This window comes from Pseudomonas sp. BIC9C, assembly GCF_034541995.1.
GTDB lineage: Bacteria > Pseudomonadota > Gammaproteobacteria > Pseudomonadales > Pseudomonadaceae > Aquipseudomonas > Aquipseudomonas fluorescens_CC.
On record NZ_JAWDGM010000006.1, the window covers coordinates 222,806 to 243,635 of the forward strand.

Sequence of the window (20,830 nt, forward strand, 5' to 3'; positions counted from 1 at the left end):
TATCCATCCTTTGCATTAGAAAACGGGCACGGGATGCTCCCGTAACGCCGTCAGCAAGGCCGCGGCACTGGCACCGCGGCAATCCACAACTGTTTTGGCCCCGGCGGCATACGCCAGCTCGGCAACCCTGGGGCTTGGTACAAACAACGGCAACCGCGCCAATTGCGGCCAGGCGTCGCCGGCCAACTGATGCAGGTGCTCAAAACCTTGTCCACTGCTGACCACCAGCCCGTTCAGGCGTTCCGCCTGGATCCGTTCCGGCAGCGCTTTCGGCGGGTAAACCGGTAATGCCCGGCGGTACAACTCCAGATACTCGACACTAGCACCAAGCTCACGCAAACGCTCAGCCAGCAACTCGCGCCCACCCTCCCCGCGCAGGATCAGCACTCGCGCATCGGTTTTGGCGATAGCCTCCCGCAGTCGGGAAAGTTCGAGCAAGGCTTCACTGTCATCGCCTTCTGCCGGGAAGCTCACGTCCAATCCGTGATCCTCGAGGATCTGCGCAGTCGCCGCGCCGACACTGAACCACTTCACACCAGGCAGCGTTGGCGAAAACCGCTCAAGCAGCTCGACGCCGATCCGGGCGGCCGGCTTGCTGACCACGATGACGGCGCAGAACTGATCCAGCGCCTGAATCACCTGGCGCATTGTGTCAGTGGTCGCAAGGGGCACGATGTCCAAAAGCGGCAGACTGTTACTGAATATCCCCTGCTCGGCCAAAAAACTGCTCAGCGCCGCCGACTCATCGGCGGGACGCGTCAGCAGCAAGCGCCAGCCAGTCACTCGTGACCAGCCTCGCCATAGACCGCTTTCAGAATCTCGTCGGCGCCCTGGCTCAAAAGGTCTTCGGCCACTTGCACACCAAGCGCCTCGGCATCGCCACGCGGCGCACGAGCCTGGGCACTGAGCAGCCGGCCACCACTCGGATCACCGACCAGCCCGCGCAACCAGACCTGCTCACCTTCCAACACGGCGTAGCAGGCGATCGGCACCTGGCAACCGCCATTGAGGTGCTTGTTGAGGGCACGTTCGGCGGTCACGCGGGTGGCGGTGTCCTGGTGATGCAGGGGCGCCAGCAGCGCATGAATTTCGCTGTCGGCGCTGCGGCATTCGATCCCCACCGCACCCTGGCCACCGGCCGGAAGGCTGTCGTCGACACTGATGGCCGATGTGATGCGATCCTCAAAGCCCAGACGGATCAGGCCGGCAGCGGCGAGGATGATGGCGTCGTATTCGCCGGCATCGAGCTTGGCCAGGCGGGTGTTGACGTTGCCGCGCAGGAAGCGGATTTCCAGGTCCGGGCGACGGGTCAGCAATTGAGCCTGGCGGCGCAGGCTGGAGGTGCCGACGATGCTGCCCGGGGGCAACTCGTCCAGGCTGGTGTAGGTGTTGGAAACGAAGGCGTCGCGCGGGTCTTCCCGTTCGCAAATGCAGAACAGACCGAGGCCTTCGGGGAAGTCCATTGGCACGTCCTTCATGGAGTGCACGGCGATGTCGGCTTCATTGTCCAACAGCGCGGTTTCGAGTTCCTTGACGAACAGGCCCTTGCCGCCGATTTTCGACAGCGGTGAGTCGAGCAACTTGTCGCCACGGCTGACCATGGGGACGAGGGTCACCAGCAAGCCCGGATGAGCCGCCTCAAGGCGGGCTTTGACGTATTCGGCCTGCCACAGGGCGAGTGCGCTTTTGCGGGTGGCGATGCGGATCTGGCGAGAGGACATGGATCAATCCGTACTGAATAGATACGGCAGATAATAACAGCTCAGCCAAATCCGCTTTGACTTGAATCAGATACTACTCGGCCTCCCTGGCCCCGGATGTCCGGCAATCGGGTGTGAAATTCACCTGCGGACAGCTGTTTAAAGCTGTTGCATCATCTTGCGCACGCCAGCCACATGGCGCCGGCTGACGATCAGCGCATCACCGTTGAGGCCTTTGAGGAACAGCTGAAAATGCCCCAGGGGTGTGCGTTGCAATCGCTCGATGCGCTCGCGGGCGACCAGTGCATTGCGATGGATACGCACGAAACGGTCACCGAATTCATCCTCGAGGGCCTTGAGCGGCTCATCGAGCAGCACCTCACCACCTTCGTGGCGCAAGGTCACGTATTTGTGGTCGGCAATGAAGTACACCACCTGATCCAGCGGAATCAGTTCGATCCCTTTACGGGTTCTGGCACTGATATGGCTGCGCGGGCCGTTGCCGCTTTCGGCAGCAGGGCGGGTCAGGGCGGCGAGCTGGGCACGACTGGGGCGCTCGGCTCTCTTTAATGCGTCATGTAACTGTTCAGTTCTCACAGGTTTCACCAGATAGCCTACGGCGCTGGCCTGTAAGGCTTCCACGGCAAATTCATCGGGCCCGGCGCAGAACACCACGGCGGGCGGAGTTTCGCGTTCGCACAACCGCGCAGCCACTTGCAGGCCATCGAGGCCGGGCATGCGGATATCAAGCAAGACGATATCCGGCTTGTGGCTGTCGATCAGTGCCAACGCCTCTTCGCCATTCGTGGCACTAGGCTCCAGGACACTGTATCCCTCGAGTTCGCCAACCATTCGGCTCAGGCGCTCGCGGACCAAGGGTTCGTCATCAACGATCAGGACATTCATATTGCGCTGGATTCCTGCGTGAGTCTCGCACAAGGATAGCGTAGACAGGTGAAGTGACGTCTGTCACCGCGATCCACGCTAAGACTAGCCCGAGCGTCAAAAAGTGCCGCTGGTCGGGCGGCTAAATTTTCATCTGCCAGGCGACTGGCGGCCCAGGCCCGCATTGGCGACACATCGCCACAGGGTTTACTGACACGCAATATGAGCACCCCACACTTTTTATGGTCAGCGGCTGCACCGAGAAGTGCGCTGATCCTATTGTCCAACTGTAGACGGTTGCCGGGACGATACAGCTCAATTGGAAAATATCGTTGCGCTAATCGCTAATGTAGGAGCGAGCTCGCTCGCGATGGGCGTTAACGATAACGCGTGCCTCCTGGATAAACGCGTCGACTTCAGGTTCATCGCGAGCAGGCTCGCTCCTACATCAAGAAAACGTGTCGACCAGTGTCAGCGACAGAATTGGCAACCCTGTTATTATCCGCGCCAGCGTTCCACGCCTTCTTTCATCAAGCCGATACGAGCGAATTCATGAGCACTGACAAGACCAATCAGTCCTGGGGCGGCCGCTTCAGTGAACCCGTCGACGCCTTCGTCGCCCGCTTCACCGCCTCCGTCACCTTCGACCAGCGCCTGTATCGCCACGACATCATGGGCTCGATCGCCCACGCCACCATGCTGGCCAAGGTCGGCGTGCTGACCGATGCCGAGCGCGACAGCATCATCGATGGCCTGAAGACCATCCAGGGTGAAATCGAGGCCGGTCAGTTTGACTGGCGCATCGACCTCGAAGACGTCCACATGAACATCGAGGCGCGACTGACCGACCGCATCGGCGTGACCGGTAAAAAGCTGCATACCGGCCGCAGTCGTAACGATCAGGTCGCCACCGACATCCGTCTGTGGCTGCGTGACGAAATCGACCTGATCCTGGCTGAAATCACCCGCCTGCAAAAAGGCCTGCTGGAGCAGGCCGAGCGCGAAGCCGCCAGCATCATGCCGGGATTCACCCACCTGCAGACTGCGCAGCCGGTGACGTTCGGGCACCACATGCTGGCCTGGTTCGAAATGCTCAGCCGCGACTACGAACGCCTGGTCGATTGCCGCAAGCGCACCAACCGCATGCCGCTGGGCAGCGCGGCGCTGGCCGGCACCACCTACCCGATCGATCGTGAATACACTGCACAGTTGCTGGGTTTCGACGCGGTTGGCGGCAATTCGCTGGATAATGTCTCCGATCGCGATTTCGCCATCGAATTCTGCTCCGCCGCCAGCATCGCGATGATGCACCTGTCGCGCTTCTCCGAAGAGCTGGTGCTGTGGACCAGCGCGCAATTCCAGTTCATCGATCTGCCCGACCGTTTCTGCACCGGCAGCTCGATCATGCCGCAAAAGAAAAACCCGGACGTGCCGGAGCTCGTGCGTGGCAAGACCGGCCGCGTATTCGGCGCGCTGATGGGCCTGCTGACCCTGATGAAAGGCCAGCCTCTGGCCTACAACAAGGACAACCAGGAAGACAAGGAACCACTGTTCGACGCCGCCGATACCCTGCGCGACTCGCTGCGGGCTTTCGCCGACATGGTTCCGGCGATCAAGCCCAAGCACGCGATGATGCGCGAAGCGGCCCTGCGCGGTTTCTCCACTGCCACCGACCTGGCCGACTACCTGGTGCGTCGCGGCCTGCCATTCCGTGATTGCCACGAAATCGTGGGGCATGCAGTGAAGTACGGCGTGGACAGCGGCAAGGACCTGGCGGAAATGAGCCTGGAAGAACTGCGCAAGTTCAGCGACCAGATCGATCAGGACGTATTCGCCGTGCTGACCCTCGAAGGCTCGGTCAATGCCCGTAACCACATCGGCGGCACCGCGCCGGCGCAGGTGAAAGCTGCTGTGACGCGCGGTCAGGCACTTCTGGCCAGCCGATAAAAGCTTCGTCGGAACGCCGCCCGGAGCAAGCCCGCTCCCACAAGGATTCAGTACTTGCCAAAAATCCATGGCAAACAAAGAAACCTGTGGGAGCGGCGGTGCGGCGATCCGACTTGCCCGCGATGACTGACTTCAGAACGCCACAGAACTACTTTTTGGCAGCAATCATCGCCATGAACGCCGGCATCGCCGCTTCCCGATCAGCCGCCACACGCTGCACATTCGGATTACCCCCCAAAAACTCCAGCAGCGCCTTGGCCTTCGGCATCTCGGCCAATAGATCGATGTCAAACAACTTCTTGGCGACCCCACACGCCAGCGGCACGCTGAACAGGAAATACAGATCCGCCACGCTCAAGCTGTCGCCAGCCACGTAAGGGCTGAATTTGCCGTGCCGGCCCAGTGCTGCCATCCCCAGCAACAGTTCGGCTTTGGTTTTTTCCTTGATCGCTTCCGGCACGGTCATGCCGAAAAACGCTTCGGCGAAGCAGGCCCGCCCCGGTAATTCGATGTACAGCTCGATTTCCCTGGCCAGTGCCAACACCTGCGCGCGCTCGAACGGATCGCTCGGCAACAGCGGTTTGCCTTTCTGACTTTGCTCGATGTATTCGAGGATCACGCTGGTTTCATTGACGAAGCCCTGTTCTACGCACAGCACCGGGACCTTTCCACGCGGGCTGATGGCCAGTGCTTCGGGGCTGGTACCACCGTAAAACGGTACTTCTTCGAAGGGCAGTCCTTTTTCCAGCAACGCCAGTTTGACCATGTTGTAGTAGTTACTGACGGAGAATCCATAAAGCTTGATCATCACAAAGCCTCCAGGCCATGCGGGGTGGGCAGTGCCTGTTTATAGAACGCTGCCGGGATTCTTGCCAGCAGCATCACGCGGCTGAATGCGGGTAAACTGGCCACCTTTCCCTGAGGAGCCTGCCATGAGCGAGCCGACCGATATCGACAACGACGACGAAGAGTTCGCCGAAAGTACCCTGATCCAGGCCATCGAAAACCAGATCGAAAGCGACAATCCGCCAGCGGCCAAGGCGACCTTCAACAAGTTGACGCTGGTGGGTTACGAGCGGGAAGAGATCCTCAACTTGATGGCCCACGTTCTGGCCGTAGAAATCGACGCGATCCTCGAAGAAGACCGCGCTTTCAATACCGAATGGTACGAAGCTGCACTGCGCGCATTGCCCGAGCTGCCACCGGAAAAGCAATAAGCCCACGCCCCCCTGTAGGAGCGAGCTCGCTCGCGAAAAACCCGAGAGCGCCACGGGGCATCTGGTTTTACGAGTCATCGTTCACGACCATCGCGAGCAAGCTCGCTCCTACAAGTCAATTTCCACCCCAACCAAAAAAACCCTGTCGCGAGCACTGGACATGCCGGACAAGCGGGTTCACCTTAGGGGCGCTGTCGTCCAATTCCTAGAAAGTCTGGAGTCCTTATGTCGCTTACCCCTGAGTTGGTTGCCGAACTGGAAATCCTCGCACTCTTCAACCTGGACAGTTCCCAGGAAGGTTTGAAAATTCATCAGACCGCTGCCCCGAAAGCCATTGCCGCTGCCAAACGCCTATTTGAAAAAGATCTGATCGACCAGCCCGATGGTGGTTATCTGACCAGCCTGGGCCGTGACGCCGCGCAAAATGTGCAAACCGTGCTCACCATTCTGAAATCCGAAGAAACAGCCTGAATTCCCCATATCGCCCACGGAAACCCCTGCTGAAGGAGTTCCGCGGGCGCACTTTGTTGCCCGTTGTCGCCGCGCGATAGAAATCTGACGCCAGAAATACAAAATCAGCTTAAAAGTCCCGCAGCCGAGGCGCTAAACTGCCCCACACCTGAGACTCCCACGTCCGAGCCCTGCGAGCCGGTTTGAGCTGACATGACGCGCACCCATGAAATCCGCCCTGATCTGGACGAGGGAATCGACCGCAAGGTTCTCAGCCAGTTGCGCGCACGCTTTCTGAAACTCAACGAAGGACGCATGGCTCGCGCCATGGAAGGGTTATCGACCCGCCAGCAAGGGGTCCTGACCTTGCTGCCGCTGTTTTTCCACGTCAATCATCCGCTGCTGCCCGGCTACGTTTCCGGCAGTACACCGGCCGGGCTGTCGAATTTCGAGCCGGATGCCAATGTCCTCGCTGAAGCCCAGCGCCTGACCCGCTCGTTTTCCTACAAGCCGCGCCACGGCAGCAACCCGCCTCGGCCGATTCACGGACTGTTCCTGATGGGCAGCCTCGGCACCCTGGCGCAAGCCGACCAGAGCGACATGGATGTGTGGGTCTGCCATGGGCCGGACCTGACCGAGAGCGAGCTCGCCGAACTGCGCAAAAAATGCCAACTGTTGGAAGCCTGGGCCGCCAGCCAGGGCGCCGAAGCGCACTTTTTCCTGATCGACCCGACCCGCTTCGTCCGTGGCGAGCGCGACACCCAGCTGAGTTCCGAGGACTGCGGCACCACCCAGCACTACCTGTTGCTGGACGAGTTTTACCGCACTGCGATCTGGCTGGCCGGGCGTACGCCGATCTGGTGGCTGGTGCCGGTCTATGAAGAGTCGAGCTACGACCGCTACACCCATACCTTGATCTCCAAACGCTTTATCCGCGCCGATGAAACACTCGACCTCGGCAACCTGGCCTTCATCCCGCCCGGCGAATTTATCGGTGCCGGGCTCTGGCAGTTGTTCAAGGGCATCGAGTCGCCTTACAAGTCGGTACTCAAGCTGTTGCTGACCGAGGTTTACGCCAGCGAACACCCCAGGGTCCATTGCCTGAGCCTGCGCTTCAAGCAAGCGGTGTTCGCCAACCGCCTCGACCTCGACGAGCTGGATCCGTACGTCGTGGTGTACCGGCGTATCGAAGAATACTTGCTCGCCCGCAATGAACCCGAGCGCCTGGAACTGGTACGTCGCGCGCTGTACCTGAAGGTCAATCGCAAACTGACCGGCAGCAGCCGCACCCAGAGCTGGCAACGTTCATTGCTTGAGCGCCTGGCCCATGAATGGCACTGGGACCAGCGGCAACTGGCCCTGCTCGACAGCCGCAGCCAGTGGAAAGTCCGCCAGGTCAGCTCCGAGCGACGGGCGCTGGTCAACGAGCTGAACTACAGCTACCGCTTCCTCACCCAGTTTGCCCGTCACGAACAAACGGTCAGCCGCATCAACAAGCGCGACCTGAGTGTCCTCGGTCGCCGACTGCATGCCGCTTTCGAGCGCAAGGCCGGCAAAGTCGAGTTCATCAACCCCGGCATCGCCCCGGACCTGGCCGAAGACACCCTGACGCTGGTGCACGCACCGAACAGGAAAGAACCGGGACAAGGCCAGTGGAGCTTGTACAACGGCAGCCTGACGGCGCTGGAGTGGGAGCATTTCGCACCGATCAAACGCAGCCGTCACTTGCTGGAACTGCTGACCTGGTGCCACCGCAATGGCGTGATCGACAGCAGCACCCGCCTTGCCTTGCATCCCGGCACCAGCGACTTGAGCGAGTTCGAACTGTTCAACCTGCTCGGCAGCCTGCAACAGACCATCGCCCTGCCCTTGCCCACCGTTGCCGAAGAACCTCTGTTGCGCGCCAGCGTGCCGAGTGAAGTACTGATTCTGGTGAATGTCGGCATCGATCCGCTCAAGCACCATCGCGACCTGAATATCCTGATGACCACCGAGCGCACCGACTCATTGAGCTATGCAGGCGTCCGGGAGAATCTGGTGCTGACCCTGGACCAGGTCACGCTCAATAGCTGGAACGAAGTGCTGGTCGGTCGCTACGACGGCCCCCACGCCCTGCTTGACTGCATCCGCGACTACCTCAACAACCTGCCGGCCGGGCCACAACAGCCGAAGTTGCGGGTGCGTTGCTTTTGCCATAACCGTGCGCAGTTCATCGCCCAACGGGTGGAAGAAATCCTCGATACCGCGCAGAACCTGCTGCTGAGCCGGCTCAATCATCGCTACCTGATCCAGGTCCAGCAGCACTACCACGTGCTGGAGTTGGTGCCGGGCCAGGTCCAGCACATCGCGCTAACCACTCTGCCGGCGCTGATCGATTACCTGGGCGAAGAAATGGCGAGCTACAGCCCGCTTCACCTGGACCCAAAGGCCCTGGAAGACCACGACCTTGCGCTGTTCCTGCCAACGGGCCAGCCCGACTGCATTCAGGTGTTCTACCGGGTCAACGAAGATCAGGCTGATCTGTACGTGCTCGATGAATTCAATGCCCTGTGGCAGCAACGCTTGCCCTGGCACGACGAGCAAAGCCTGCTGGTGCCGTTGCAGCGCTTCCTGCAATCGATCCAGTACCGGCGCGATACCTTGTTGCCGATGGACGCAGCCCACCCCTTGAACCTCGACACCCTGTATTGCCAGTTGCTGCCGTCAGGCCCTGGCCGGGCGCGCCGCATCGAAGCCAGGCCGGTACCACAAACGCCGGTGAACAAACCGTTCTACGACGTGCAGGCGATCGTCGGCAAAGCCACACCGGGTCAGGTGCAGGTGACGTTGTATTGCAATCAACGGGAGTTTTCCGAACTGGAGCATGGCGACCAGCTGTTCAGCGTGGTCGCCCGGGAAATCGTCGGGCAGCGCCGGGAAACCGAACGCTATCGCTGCTACATTACCGATCTCGACCTGTCAGGCCTGCTCGGCGAAGGACAGAGTTCCACCCATCTGTACCTGCGCTACAAGGCTGACCTGGAGCGCGCATTGAACGAGGCGCTCGGGCAGGTCTGAGGCAGGGTCAAACGTTGTAGTCGCCACCGTTGGCTGGCTGCGATTCGACTTCCAGCAAGGTCAGCTTCAGGGTCTTGCCGCCCGGAGCTGGCCAATCGATATGCTGACCAACCTTCAGGCCGAGCAGCGCGCTGCCCACCGGCGCCAGGATCGAGATCTTGCCTTCGTCGGCATTCGCATCCTTGGGGTACACCAGGGTCAGGTGGTAGTCCTTGCCACTGCCTTCTTCTCGGCAATGCACACGGGAATTCATGGTCACGACATCCGCCGGCACTTCATCGTGACCGACCAGGGTATCGGCGCGGTCCAGTTCTGTTTGCAGCGCGATAACGCCCGGCAGCGTTTCGTCCAGGCTGTCGATCAGGCGCTCAAGACGCTGGACGTCCAGACGGGTAAGGGTGATGGAAGGTGCGGTCATGATCTGGGCAGACTCCTTTCTTCTGCACGAAAAAAGCAAAACCCCGCCAGAAAAAGGCGGGGTTTTCACAAGCCTCGATGGGTTGAGGCGTTTCCGGACACTATCACAGCTCAAAAAATATACAAGTCATGGCCCGGAGCCCTGTTTGCGCTGCGAGGCCTGCGCACAAATCACCCGCCGGCGCTCGTCATCGGCCGAGCGCCATTCGCGGATGTCTTCGACATGACGGAAGCAGCCCAGGCAGACTTTCTGCTCGTCCAGCCGACACACACCGCTGCATGGCGACGGCACCGCCGGGCTGACATTGCTGTAGAGCGGCTTGGGCGGACGGACAGGCGCAGGCTGGGTCACGATCTCACAGGCCTTCGAAATCGAGCTCGACGTCAGCCTGTTGCTTGACGATACGCTCGAGCATTTCACCCAACTGCTCTTCGCTCTTGTCGCACATCCAGCGCTCGCTTTCTTCGTCGTAGTCGAAGTGGAAACCACCGGATACCGCCGCCAGCCAAAGCTGGCGCAGTGGCTCCTGACGGCTGAAGATCAATTGAGTGCCGTTTTCGAACTTGACGGTCAGCACACCGGCCGAGCTCTCCAGATCGATATCCAGGTCGCTGTCGTCAAAGATGTCCTCCAGGGTTTGCTGGGTGACATCGACCAGGTCATGGAAACGCGCTTCGGACAAACTCATTACGGCAACCTCAAAAAGTGTCTGATCAGGCTCAAGCGCCGCAAGATACGACCGAGCTCCGTCGATTGCAAAGGATAACGACCAAGCCCGCTCCCAGATTGGATTGAACATGGCTACCGCATCGGGCCAAGCCCCGCCGGACGGGCGGTCCGTTGCATAGGCAAGCCGCCGGGTGGCCGGTATACTCCGGCGCAATTAATGCATTTTCAAGGATTTCGCCATGAAGCGCCTGATCTCTTCCCTTGCTGCGCTCCTCGCGGTCGCCTGCCTTGTGTCGGCCTGCGGTCAAAAAGGCCCGCTCTACCTGCCTGATGAAGACCAGGACCCTGCCGAGCAGGCCAAGTCGTCGCAACAGCAGCCTGCCTCGAAAGCACACAAGCACGACGTCTACCAATAAGGGAACCTCATGGACGCTTTTAACTACCGTGACGGTGAACTGTTCGCGGAAGGTGTTGCCCTGTCTGCCATCGCCGAGCGCTTTGGTACACCCACCTACGTTTACTCCCGGGCACACATCGAAGCCCAATACCTGGCTTACGCCGATGCGCTGGTCGGTACGCCACACCTGGTGTGCTATGCAGTGAAGGCCAACTCCAACCTGGGTGTGCTGAATGTCCTGGCGCGTCTGGGCGCCGGTTTCGACATCGTCTCCCGTGGCGAGCTGGAACGCGTACTGGCCGCTGGCGGCAGCGCCGACAAGATCGTGTTCTCCGGCGTCGGCAAGACCCGTGACGACATGCGTCGCGCCCTGGAAGTCGGCGTGCACTGCTTCAACGTCGAATCCACCGACGAGCTGGAACGCCTGCAAGTGGTCGCCGCCGAACTGGGCGTTCGCGCGCCGATTTCGCTGCGCGTCAACCCGGACGTCGATGCCGGCACCCACCCGTACATTTCCACCGGTCTCAAAGAGAACAAGTTCGGCATCGCCATCGCTGACGCCGAAGACGTGTACGTGCGTGCCGCGCAGCTGCCGAACCTGGAAGTGGTTGGCGTCGATTGCCACATCGGCTCGCAACTGACCACCCTGCCGCCGTTCATCGACGCCCTCGACCGCCTGCTGGGCCTGGTCGACCGCCTCGGCGATTGCGGCATCTACCTGCGCCACATCGATCTCGGTGGTGGCCTGGGTGTGCGTTATCGCGACGAAGAGCCGCCATTGGCCGCCGACTACATCAAGGCCGTGCGTGAACGCCTCGACGGTCGTGACCTGGCGCTGGTGTTCGAGCCGGGCCGCTTCATCGTGGCCAACGCCGGCGTGCTGCTGACTCAGGTCGAGTACCTCAAGCACACCGAACACAAAGACTTCGCCATCGTCGACGCGGCCATGAACGACCTGATCCGCCCGGCGCTGTACCAGGCCTGGATGGACGTCACCGCCGTGCGCCCACGCACTACCGCTGCCCGCGCCTACGACATCGTTGGCCCGATCTGCGAGACCGGCGACTTCCTGGCCAAGGATCGTCAGCTGGCCCTGGAAGAAGGCGACCTGCTGGCCGTGCATTCGGCCGGCGCCTACGGGTTTGTCATGAGTTCCAACTACAACACCCGCGGTCGTACCGCTGAAGTGTTGGTGGACGGTGATCAGGCATTCGAAGTGCGTCGCCGTGAGACGGTAGCCGAGTTGTTTGCTGGCGAAAGCCTGCTGCCGGAGTAAAACCATGCTGCTGCGTTTTACCAAGATGCACGGCCTGGGCAACGACTTCATGGTCCTCGACCTGGTCAGCCAGCACGCGCACATTCTGCCCAAGCATGCCAAGCAATGGGGCGACCGGCACACCGGCATCGGTTTCGACCAGTTGCTGATCGTCGAGGCGCCGAGCAACCCGGACGTGGACTTCCGCTATCGGATCTTCAACTCCGACGGCTCCGAAGTGGAGCAGTGCGGCAACGGTGCGCGCTGCTTCGCCCGTTTCGTGCTCGACAAGCGCCTGACCGCAAAACGTGTGATTCGCGTCGAAACCAAAAGCGGCATCATCGAGCTGGACGTGCGTAACGACGGCCAGATCAGCGTCAACATGGGCGCTCCGCGCCTGGTGCCAGCGGATATTCCGTTCCAGGCGCCGGAGCAGGCCAAGAGTTATCAGGTCGACGTCGACGGCGCCCCGGTCGATCTGGCTGCCGTGTCCATGGGCAATCCCCATGCGGTGGTACGGGTCAACGACATCAACAACGCGCCGGTGCATGAACTGGGCCCGAAAATCGAACATCACCCGCGCTTCCCGGCACGGGTTAATGTCGGCTTTCTCCAGGTCATCGACCGGAGCCGCGCGCAGTTGCGCGTCTGGGAACGCGGTGCCGGGGAAACCCAGGCTTGCGGAACCGGCGCCTGTGCTGCCGCAGTGGCTGCGATCAGCCAGGGGTGGATGGATTCGCCGCTATTGATCGACCTGCCTGGCGGGCGCCTGTCCATCGAATGGGCAGGCCCCGGCCAACCGGTGATGATGACCGGCCCGGCAGTGCGCGTATATGAAGGACAAGTGCGTCTTTGAGTGAGCGAAACCCATGACCGACAAGCCCCAGGTACCCGCACGACAAGCTGACGAATCACCGTCCGAAAGCCTGGAGGCGGCGGCTGTAGCCGCGTACCTGGAGGCTCATCCGGACTTCTTCGTCGAGCACGAAGAACTGCTTCCGTCCCTGCGTATCCCCCATCGGCGCGGCGACACCGTGTCGCTGGTGGAGCGTCAGATGACCATCCTGCGCGACCGCAACATCGAGTTGCGTCATCGCCTGTCGCACCTGATGGACGTAGCCCGCGACAACGACCGGCTGTTCGACAAGACCCGTCGCCTGATCCTGGCGCTGATGGATGCCGCCAGCCTGGAAGATATGGTGATGTGCGTCGAAGACAGCCTGCGCCAGGAATTCCAGGTGCCCTTCGTCAGCCTCATCCTGCTTGGTGACAACGCCATGCCGGTCGGCCGCTGGGCCACTCATGCCGAAGCACAAGTGGCCATCGGCGGCTTGCTCTCGGAAGAAAAAAGCGTCAGCGGCAGCCTGCGCGAACATGAGCTGGACTTCCTGTTCGGCGAAGAACAGCGCAAGCAGATCGGTTCCACCGCAGTCGTTGCCATCAGCCACCAGGGCATCCACGGCATCCTGGCCATCGCCAGCCGCGATCCGCAGCACTACAAAAGCTCGGTAGGCACCCTGTTCCTGAGCTACATCGCTGAAGTCATGGGTCGCGTGCTGCCACGGGTCAACAACTCCCTGCGCTCGGTACGCTGAACGTGGAACGGCAACTGGACGCTTACTGCGAACACCTGCGCAGTGAGCGACAGGTGTCGCCGCATACGCTGTCGGCTTATCGCCGCGACCTCGACAAAGTGCTGGGCTGGTGCGCCAAACAGAACATCGGCAGCTGGGCGGCGCTGGACATCCAGCGCCTGCGCAGCCTGATTGCCCGCCTGCACGCCCAGGGTCAATCATCGCGAAGCCTGGCGCGATTGCTGTCGGCCGTTCGCGGGCTTTATCACTACCTGAACCGCGAAGGCCTGTGCGACCACGATCCGGCCAACGGCCTGGCACCACCCAAAGGCGAACGCCGCCTGCCGAAAACCCTCGACACCGACCGTGCCCTGCAGCTGCTTGAAGGCGGGGTTGAAGATGACTTTCTCGCGCGTCGGGACCAGGCGATCCTGGAGTTGTTCTACTCCTCCGGGTTGCGGCTTTCGGAGCTGACGGGGCTCAATCTCGATCAGCTCGACCTGGCAGATGGCATGGTCCAGGTGCTCGGCAAAGGCAGCAAGACCCGCCTGCTGCCGGTAGGCAAAAAGGCCCGCGAGGCGCTGGAACAATGGCTGCCCCTGCGAGCCATGGCCAACCCGGCGGACGATGCGGTGTTTGTCAGCCAGCAAGGCCGGCGCCTGGGCCCACGGGCGATCCAGGTGCGGGTCAAGGCGGCCGGCGAGCGCGAACTGGGGCAGAACCTGCACCCGCACATGCTGCGGCACTCCTTCGCCAGCCACTTGCTGGAGTCCTCCCAGGACTTGCGCGCGGTGCAGGAACTGCTCGGCCACTCGGACATCAAGACCACGCAGATCTACACCCACCTGGACTTCCAGCATCTGGCAGCGGTCTACGACAGCGCCCACCCACGGGCCAAACGCACGAAAGGCGACGATTCATGAGTATTCAGTTGATCACCTTCGACCTCGACGACACCCTGTGGGACACAGCCCCCGTGATCGTCAGCGCCGAAGCCATATTGCGTGAATGGCTGGCTGAGCACGCACCTGATCTGGGCGCGGTGCCGGTGGAGCATTTGTGGGCCATTCGCGAACGCATCCTGAGCATCGAGCCAAACCTCAAGCACCGCATCAGTGCCCTGCGTCGCCGCGTATTGTTCCAGGCGCTGGAAGAAGCCGGTTACCCCCACAAAGAAGCGTCCGACCTGGCCGATCAGAGTTTCGAAGTGTTTTTGCATGCCCGACATCAGTTGGAAATCTTCCCGGAAGTGCAACCGACCCTGGAAGTATTGGCCAACCATTACACCCTCGGCGTGGTCACCAACGGCAATGCCGATGTGCGTCGGCTGGGGCTGGCGGACTACTTCAAGTTTGCGTTGTGCGCCGAAGACATCGGCATCGCCAAACCCGATGCACGGCTGTTTCATGAGGCGCTGCAACGCGGCGGCGTAACCGCCGAATCCGCGGTGCACATCGGCGATCATCCGGGTGATGACATTGCCGGGGCGCAGCAGGCAGGATTGCGGGCAATCTGGTTCAACCCGTCGGGCAAGACCTGGGAAGCCGAACGCCTGCCGGATGCCGAGATTCGCAGCCTGACCGAGTTGCCGGCGTTGTTGGCGTTGTGGAACGCAGCTTCGGCCTGACACAAAACCTGGGGAGCGGGCTTGCTCGCGAAGGCGCCGTGTCAGCCAACATCAATGTCGACTGGTACACCGCATTCGCGAGCAAGCCCGCTCCCACAGTGGACTGTATTCAATCTGAAAGTTTTGTTTCAGGCATGAAAAAGCCCGCGGCGACGGCGGGCTTTTTCAGCAAGCGGGTAACAGGCTCAGATAGGCCGGCTGCCGTACTTGTTGTCAGGCTTCTTGGGAGGATCGGCGACCACATTGGCCTCCACTTCCTGCACCTTGCCACCACGAGCCAGGAACTCTTCCATGGCCTTGGCCAGGGCGTCGCGTTCCTTGTTCTTGGCTTCGACACTCGGCAGCTCATCGACCGATACCGCTGCCTTGGCCTTGCCTTTGGCGGTCGGAACCGGCGCATCACCGCCGTCGTCTTCAGCGACGTCTTCTGCCGCTGCTTCCAGACCTTCTTCGGTTTCGTCGTCGTCGCCTACTTCGAGGTCGTCGTTTTCCAGATCATCGTCGCTCATGTTCTACCTCATGACTTGCGAAAAGCAGATTAGTTATAGCCCAGCTTTGCCCTCTGTCGAAGGCTGCCGGAAAAAAATCAACAGCCGCTGCTGACCAGCGGTTATGCCTCTTCACCGTGCACGGTGGCGAGGACTTTACGGGCACCGCCATGATCACGGTGCTCGCCCAGGTAAACGCCTTGCCAGGTCCCCAACGCCAGCCGGCCTGCCGAAATCGGCAAACTGAGCTGACAGCCAAGCACGCTGGCCTTGAAGTGCGCCGGGAGGTCGTCCAGGCCTTCGTCGTTATGCTCATAGCCGTCTGTTCCTTGTGGGATCAGACGATTGAAAAACCGTTCGAAGTCGCGACGTACCGCCGGATCGGCGTTCTCGTTGATGGTCAACGACGCCGAGGTATGCTGCAGCCACAAATGCAACAGACCGACCCGACACGCCTTGAGTTCAGGCAGGCCGGCGAGTAACTCGTCCGTTACCAGATGAAAGCCCCGGGGCCTCGCCCGCAAGGTAATCAGAGTCTGTTGCCACATACAGTTCTCCGCACGTTCGGGGCGCATTCTAGCGCGCTCTGGGAAAAAACAAAGGCCCTAATATTCCTTCAATCCTGTAAGCCTTTGCCTGCACAAAAACACCCGACACAAACATCGCAAAACCCGCAGGAAAAAACCTTTCAGCGCCCTCTTCAATGACAAATTTCAGACAAAAAAAATGCCCGGCAAGCCGGGCAAGTTTTTACGCGCGTACTTACAAGTTGTAGCCGCGTTCGTTGTGAAGCGCCAGATCGATGCCAACCGCTTCTTCTTCTTCGTTGATGCGCAGGCCCATGACCGCATCCAGCACCTTGAGGATGATGAATGTGGCAATCGCGGTGTAGATCACAGTGAAGCCCACGCCTTTGCATTGAATCCACACTTGTGCGGCGATGTCGGTCACGGTGCCGAAGCCACCCAGGGACGGCGCGGCGAACACACCGGTGAGGATTGCGCCGAGGATACCGCCGATACCGTGCACGCCGAAGGCGTCCAGGGAGTCGTCATAACCGAGCTTGCGCTTCAGGGTGGTAGCGCAGAAGAAGCACACCACGCCAGCCGCCAGGCCGATTACCAGCGCGCCCATCGGGCCAACGGTGCCGGCAGCCGGGGTGATTGCCACCAGACCGGCAACCACGCCCGAAGCGATACCCAATGCGCTAGGTTTGCCGTGGGTGATCCACTCGGCAAACATCCAGCCCAGTGCAGCAGCGGCGGTAGCGATTTGCGTCACCAGCATCGCCATACCGGCGGTACCGTTGGCCGCAGCGGCGGAACCGGCGTTGAAACCGAACCAGCCGACCCACAGCATGGCCGCGCCCATCAGGGTGTAACCGAGGTTGTGCGGCGCCATCGGCGTGGTCGGGAAGCCTTTGCGCTTGCCCAGCACCAGGCAGGCAACCAGACCGGCCACACCGGCGTTGATGTGCACCACGGTGCCGCCGGCGAAATCCAGAACACCCCAGTCCCACAACAGGCCGCCGTTGCCGGACCAGACCATGTGCGCAATCGGCGCATAAACCAGGGTGAACCACACGCCCATGAACACCAGCATCGCGGAGAACTTCATCCGCTCGGCGAAGGCGCCGACGATCAACGCCGGGGTAATGATGGCGAAAGTCATCTGGAAGGTGACGAACACAGCCTCAGGGAACAGCGCCGCAGGCCCGGTCAGGCTGGCTGGCGTGATGCCGGCGAGGAATGCCTTGCCCATGCCGCCGAAGAACGAGTTGAAATTGACGACGCCCTGCTCCATGCCCGTGGTGTCGAACGCGATACTGTAGCCATAGATGACCCACAGGACGCTGATTAGACCGGTAATGGCGAAGCACTGCATCATCACGGAAAGAATGTTTTTCGACCGAACCATGCCGCCGTAGAACAGCGCGAGGCCGGGAATGGTCATGAACAGTACCAGGGCTGTCGAGGTCAACATCCAGGCGGTGTCGCCGGAGTTGAGGACTGGGGCCGCCACTTCGTCTGCCGCCAAAGCAAGGCTGGGCATTACGATGGACAACAGGGCTCCTAGCCCTGCGAATTTACGCAGAGTCATATTGTTTTCTCCTGGGGCGTTGGGTTTGTGGCGGCTTAGATTGCGTCGGTATCGGTTTCGCCGGTACGGATGCGAATCGCCTGTTCCAGATTGACCACGAAGATCTTGCCGTCACCGATCTTGCCGGTGTTGGCAGCCTTGGTGATGGCCTCGATTACCCGGTCCAGATCCTTGTCGTCGATGGCGACGTCGATCTTCACCTTGGGCAGGAAATCGACCACGTATTCCGCGCCGCGATACAGCTCGGTGTGACCCTTCTGCCGACCAAAGCCTTTGACTTCAGTGACGGTAATGCCCTGCACGCCGATCTCGGACAGCGACTCGCGTACGTCGTCCAGCTTGAACGGCTTGATGATGGCAGTGACTAGCTTCATGAAAACTCTCTCCCGAATTGGTGGACTTGCCCCAGGAAAACAAACCCGTCTCAAGTCTAAGCGCAGTGCCTGGCTTTGTAACGCATCGTCGGCCTTACCTGCCCGTCCGACGCCAGCTAACCACTCCTAACGAAACACTCCCCCGCGTTCCGCTTGGCGCACTGCATTCGTCACAGCGACTGCATCAGTGCATGGGTCATGAGGGACTAAGCAGAAAGCTTGCCATCTCCACAAAACTGACTGTTTTCAAGCTCTTGCCGGCGGATGGCTGATACTTCGCGACAACACCCGGCACGTTACGCACAACAACGGTGCAACGCCGTCCGTCCCCATGCGCGAAAAGCGTGCACCCCTTGCCCGCGCAAATGACTATAGACACTGCGTGATACACTGCCCGTCATTGTTTCCAGGACATTGCCCATGCTCGCGCCAAAAGACTTCCTCGACGCCCTGACCGGCACAGCCTCCCGCCTCTTCAGCGGCGACACGCCTCTGCCGAAAGCTGAAATCGAAAGCCAGTTCAAGATGTTGCTGCAGAGCGGCTTCAGCAAACTGGATCTGGTGAGTCGGGAAGAGTTTGATAGTCAGATGGTTGTACTCGCACGCACCCGGGCTCGGCTGGAAAGCCTTGAGGCGAAGGTGGCGGAGCTGGAAGCGAAGCTGAATCCGCCGAGCGAGTAACCCCCCCTGTCCCCACTTTCAAACCCGATCCAAAATGGGAGCGAGCTTGTTCGCGATAGCTCGGAATAACCTTCAGACTCAGCTGTAGGAATTGCCGCAGGCTGGGATCTTCAAGCCTGCAAGAAACCCGGCAATTTCCTACAAAGATCTCATTTGCCGTCCGATTGCGTTGCAAAGCTCCGGTTTCTAAGCTCACTCTCAGCTGATTTAATCAGCAATGGGTTTGGCGACTCGAATACCACCCAACGCACCGTGGCCGCGTTCAAACCAGAGATTTATCTCTTTCTCGAATAGTGGTCGTACATGGAAGACCTTCGGGTCTGCCGATTTTTCCAGAGTCGCCGGTTCGCAAACCCGCGCACAACTGCCACCCGATTCGTTTGGCGAAAATCAGCGGCTGCTTCCTTCATTTGTATGCGGGAATTGCACCCGCTCGAGAAAATTCAAGACCTTACTGAAGGACTGGATAATAGTTTGTGATGAACGCGATTTTCTAAATGGAATACTTTTACCAACACCACAAGGAGCAACACCCATGAAATCGTTCAAGCCGTCAATTATGGCTTTCGCATTGACTGCACTTCACATAAGTGCAGCTGTCGCAGGGCCACCTGTGACAGTCACGTTCAAAAATCTTGGAACCCAGACTGCTACGTACACCCCTATATCCAACAACGAAGCTATAACGAAAGCAAATGCGTCACCTACTCCACAAGTGTCCGTGATTGCAAATGGCACAGACACCTACACAATACAAAGCCGGATATCACCTGATTACAACCATGCTAATTTGAGATATCAAATTGGCAACAAGGAATGTGTTTACCTAGCTACATTTGTGGCCGCTACTGGCTCAGGCGCGAGCAAAACTCCAAAGTGGAATCATACGGCCACACCTGGTGGCGGGGCCAACTGCACCATAAAAACAACCAAAACAAATCCGTCCTCCTATGCTTGGTCAGTAGAGATCACCATGAAGTAAAGCATATAACAGCCCCTACGGTGCGTGTAAGGTTTTGCTAAAGAGTCAACATTATTAGGCGACATATCATATTTTAGTTTTCGAGCAGGGAGTGGCAATAAATGGTTAACTTACCAATCAACACTGCAGCTAACAGCGGCACAGCGCTGGCTGGAGCAAAAACATTGACCGCGACTCCCAACAAAACACCAGCTGTCAACCAAAGCACACCCCAAGGCCCATCTGGCAAGGTACGAGATAGCAGTACCGTTTCCACGCTAGCGAGCCAGTTGAGCGAAGCCTCAGTACGCGCACAGGCCCGGGATGCACGCCTCACTAGAACGGAACTTGGTTCGATGGCTAGAAATACATTCAACGAATTGGAGAGCGCCAATTACACTGCCAACAAATCAAAGTACGATTCTGAAGTTCCAGACTCAGATAACTCCACATTATTAGCGCGTGCCAAAAGTGCGACACAGTATACAAACGGACTCGGCAAAAATCCGTTTTCCGGAATGCCCATGGATCAACTTGCGTTAATCACTTACGATGACAGCGGAACCTTTACCGTCAATGAAAGACGGGCAGCACTGGAAGAGTCAGCCAAACAAGAATTTGCATGGCGACAGAGAGTGGTGGCCGAAGCAGAATATGAATATAACAGCACCGGAAAACTCACCAAATTCTTCCAAAGTGTCCTTGACCATTACAAGGGTCTACCCCCAGTGGTGCAAGCACAGTATCCAAACGATTACGAAACCAAACTTACGGACTGGATAGATTTAGACTTCAACTATTTTACGCATATCGCAGAAGGTAAAAAGAAGACGGATACCGAGGGCTTCGCCAGCAAAATCATAGAAGGTGACAGCAGCTTATTTACCGGCACAACTTCCCTCAAAAATACTGTCGCAACATAAGTTATTTGATTTTACACATTTAATAAATCCGAGATGTCAAATACGTGCGATATGTTTTGCAGGTGATCCTTATGCAACTCGCAAACGGCGTTGAGTAGTGCGATTAC

The 20,830-nt window shown here is 59.5% G+C and carries 24 protein-coding genes; 13 read left to right on the top strand and 11 right to left on the bottom strand.

Annotation, left to right across the window (positions count from 1 at the left end):
- Positions 1 to 15: 15 nt before the first annotated feature.
- From RS887_RS24680 to RS887_RS24690, 3 genes are all read right to left on the bottom strand, one after another.
- Positions 16 to 783, bottom strand: a complete 768-nt coding sequence (locus RS887_RS24680) for a uroporphyrinogen-III synthase (protein WP_322617447.1) — start codon at positions 781 to 783, stop codon at positions 16 to 18.
- Entirely contained in the window at positions 780 to 1,721 is a 942-nt protein-coding gene (hemC, locus tag RS887_RS24685; protein ID WP_322617448.1) for a hydroxymethylbilane synthase, read from the bottom strand. The genes RS887_RS24680 and hemC overlap by 4 nt, the downstream gene beginning before the upstream one ends.
- 138 nt (positions 1,722 to 1,859) lie before the next feature.
- Positions 1,860 to 2,606, bottom strand: a complete 747-nt coding sequence (locus RS887_RS24690; RefSeq protein ID WP_111282937.1) for a LytR/AlgR family response regulator transcription factor — start codon at positions 2,604 to 2,606, stop codon at positions 1,860 to 1,862.
- 531 nt (positions 2,607 to 3,137) lie between these two features.
- Between RS887_RS24690 and argH the strand changes: the two genes are divergently transcribed.
- Positions 3,138 to 4,532, top strand: coding sequence for an argininosuccinate lyase (argH, locus tag RS887_RS24695; protein WP_322617449.1), 1,395 nt, complete (start codon positions 3,138 to 3,140; stop codon positions 4,530 to 4,532).
- Between the two features lie 148 nt (positions 4,533 to 4,680).
- On the opposite strand, the gene RS887_RS24700 is transcribed toward argH, so the two are convergent.
- Positions 4,681 to 5,340, bottom strand: coding sequence for a glutathione S-transferase (locus RS887_RS24700; protein ID WP_322617450.1), 660 nt, complete (start codon positions 5,338 to 5,340; stop codon positions 4,681 to 4,683).
- Between the two features lie 124 nt (positions 5,341 to 5,464).
- Between RS887_RS24700 and RS887_RS24705 the strand changes: the two genes are divergently transcribed.
- The 3 genes from RS887_RS24705 (at position 5,465) to RS887_RS24715 (ending at position 9,256) form a co-directional block, all read left to right on the top strand.
- Positions 5,465 to 5,749: a hypothetical protein gene (locus tag RS887_RS24705; RefSeq protein WP_322617451.1), complete on the top strand. Its 285-nt coding sequence runs from the start codon at positions 5,465 to 5,467 to the stop codon at positions 5,747 to 5,749.
- 225 nt (positions 5,750 to 5,974) lie between these two features.
- Positions 5,975 to 6,220, top strand: a complete 246-nt coding sequence (locus RS887_RS24710; RefSeq protein WP_322617452.1) for a TIGR02647 family protein — start codon at positions 5,975 to 5,977, stop codon at positions 6,218 to 6,220.
- Between the two features lie 192 nt (positions 6,221 to 6,412).
- Positions 6,413 to 9,256, top strand: a complete 2,844-nt coding sequence (locus RS887_RS24715; protein WP_322617453.1) for a class I adenylate cyclase — start codon at positions 6,413 to 6,415, stop codon at positions 9,254 to 9,256.
- Between the two features lie 7 nt (positions 9,257 to 9,263).
- Here the strand turns inward: RS887_RS24715 and rnk are convergent, their stop codons facing one another.
- From rnk to cyaY, 3 genes are all read right to left on the bottom strand, one after another.
- On the bottom strand, positions 9,264 to 9,674 hold the full coding sequence (gene rnk / locus RS887_RS24720; RefSeq protein ID WP_008015509.1) for a nucleoside diphosphate kinase regulator: 411 nt from the start codon (positions 9,672 to 9,674) through the stop codon (positions 9,264 to 9,266).
- Positions 9,675 to 9,800: 126 nt separating this feature from the next.
- Positions 9,801 to 10,025 carry a DUF1289 domain-containing protein gene (locus RS887_RS24725; RefSeq protein WP_322617454.1) on the bottom strand — a complete coding sequence of 75 codons (225 nt, stop codon included), beginning with the start codon at positions 10,023 to 10,025 and terminating at the stop codon, positions 9,801 to 9,803.
- A gap of 4 nt (positions 10,026 to 10,029) precedes the next feature.
- Positions 10,030 to 10,362, bottom strand: a complete 333-nt coding sequence (gene cyaY, locus RS887_RS24730) for an iron donor protein CyaY (RefSeq protein WP_322617455.1) — start codon at positions 10,360 to 10,362, stop codon at positions 10,030 to 10,032.
- Positions 10,363 to 10,582: 220 nt separating this feature from the next.
- Here cyaY and lptM point away from each other — a divergent pair, with 220 nt between their 5' ends.
- From lptM to RS887_RS24760, 6 genes are read left to right on the top strand one after another with little or no spacing between them, the layout of a single operon-like run.
- Complete coding sequence (gene lptM / locus RS887_RS24735) at positions 10,583 to 10,759, top strand: LPS translocon maturation chaperone LptM (RefSeq protein WP_007992225.1); 177 nt, start codon at positions 10,583 to 10,585, stop codon at positions 10,757 to 10,759.
- A gap of 9 nt (positions 10,760 to 10,768) precedes the next feature.
- Entirely contained in the window at positions 10,769 to 12,016 is a 1,248-nt protein-coding gene (gene lysA, locus RS887_RS24740; RefSeq protein WP_008015512.1) for a diaminopimelate decarboxylase, read from the top strand.
- A 4-nt stretch (positions 12,017 to 12,020) separates the two neighbouring features.
- Positions 12,021 to 12,851 carry a diaminopimelate epimerase gene (gene dapF / locus RS887_RS24745; protein WP_322617456.1) on the top strand — a complete coding sequence of 277 codons (831 nt, stop codon included), beginning with the start codon at positions 12,021 to 12,023 and terminating at the stop codon, positions 12,849 to 12,851.
- A 13-nt stretch (positions 12,852 to 12,864) separates the two neighbouring features.
- Entirely contained in the window at positions 12,865 to 13,590 is a 726-nt protein-coding gene (locus RS887_RS24750; protein WP_322617457.1) for a DUF484 family protein, read from the top strand.
- A gap of 2 nt (positions 13,591 to 13,592) precedes the next feature.
- Positions 13,593 to 14,492 carry a tyrosine recombinase XerC gene (gene xerC, locus RS887_RS24755; RefSeq protein WP_322617458.1) on the top strand — a complete coding sequence of 300 codons (900 nt, stop codon included), beginning with the start codon at positions 13,593 to 13,595 and terminating at the stop codon, positions 14,490 to 14,492.
- Entirely contained in the window at positions 14,489 to 15,196 is a 708-nt protein-coding gene (locus tag RS887_RS24760; protein ID WP_322617459.1) for an HAD-IA family hydrolase, read from the top strand. The genes xerC and RS887_RS24760 overlap by 4 nt, the downstream gene beginning before the upstream one ends.
- A 185-nt stretch (positions 15,197 to 15,381) precedes the next feature.
- Here the strand turns inward: RS887_RS24760 and sutA are convergent, their stop codons facing one another.
- The 4 genes from sutA to glnK all read right to left on the bottom strand — a co-directional run bounded on the left by sutA (position 15,382) and on the right by glnK (position 18,158).
- A complete protein-coding gene (gene sutA / locus RS887_RS24765) occupies positions 15,382 to 15,705 on the bottom strand; it encodes a transcriptional regulator SutA (protein ID WP_007980816.1) in 324 nt (107 codons plus the stop codon).
- Between the two features lie 101 nt (positions 15,706 to 15,806).
- Positions 15,807 to 16,232 (bottom strand): secondary thiamine-phosphate synthase enzyme YjbQ, encoded by a 426-nt coding sequence (locus tag RS887_RS24770; protein ID WP_008015517.1) that lies wholly within the window; start codon positions 16,230 to 16,232, stop codon positions 15,807 to 15,809.
- A gap of 214 nt (positions 16,233 to 16,446) precedes the next feature.
- Entirely contained in the window at positions 16,447 to 17,784 is a 1,338-nt protein-coding gene (locus RS887_RS24775; protein WP_111282964.1) for an ammonium transporter, read from the bottom strand.
- A 35-nt stretch (positions 17,785 to 17,819) separates the two neighbouring features.
- Complete coding sequence (glnK, locus tag RS887_RS24780) at positions 17,820 to 18,158, bottom strand: P-II family nitrogen regulator (RefSeq protein ID WP_002555808.1); 339 nt, start codon at positions 18,156 to 18,158, stop codon at positions 17,820 to 17,822.
- 420 nt (positions 18,159 to 18,578) lie between these two features.
- Between glnK and RS887_RS24785 the strand changes: the two genes are divergently transcribed.
- The 3 genes from RS887_RS24785 (at position 18,579) to RS887_RS24795 (ending at position 20,723) form a co-directional block, all read left to right on the top strand.
- Positions 18,579 to 18,839: an accessory factor UbiK family protein gene (locus tag RS887_RS24785; protein WP_322617460.1), complete on the top strand. Its 261-nt coding sequence runs from the start codon at positions 18,579 to 18,581 to the stop codon at positions 18,837 to 18,839.
- A gap of 535 nt (positions 18,840 to 19,374) precedes the next feature.
- The gene (locus tag RS887_RS24790; RefSeq protein ID WP_322617461.1) at positions 19,375 to 19,821 is read left to right on the top strand and encodes a hypothetical protein; all 447 of its coding nucleotides are present in this window, start codon (positions 19,375 to 19,377) and stop codon (positions 19,819 to 19,821) included.
- 101 nt (positions 19,822 to 19,922) lie between these two features.
- Entirely contained in the window at positions 19,923 to 20,723 is an 801-nt protein-coding gene (locus RS887_RS24795) for a hypothetical protein (RefSeq protein WP_322617462.1), read from the top strand.
- Positions 20,724 to 20,830: the final 107 nt, after the last annotated feature.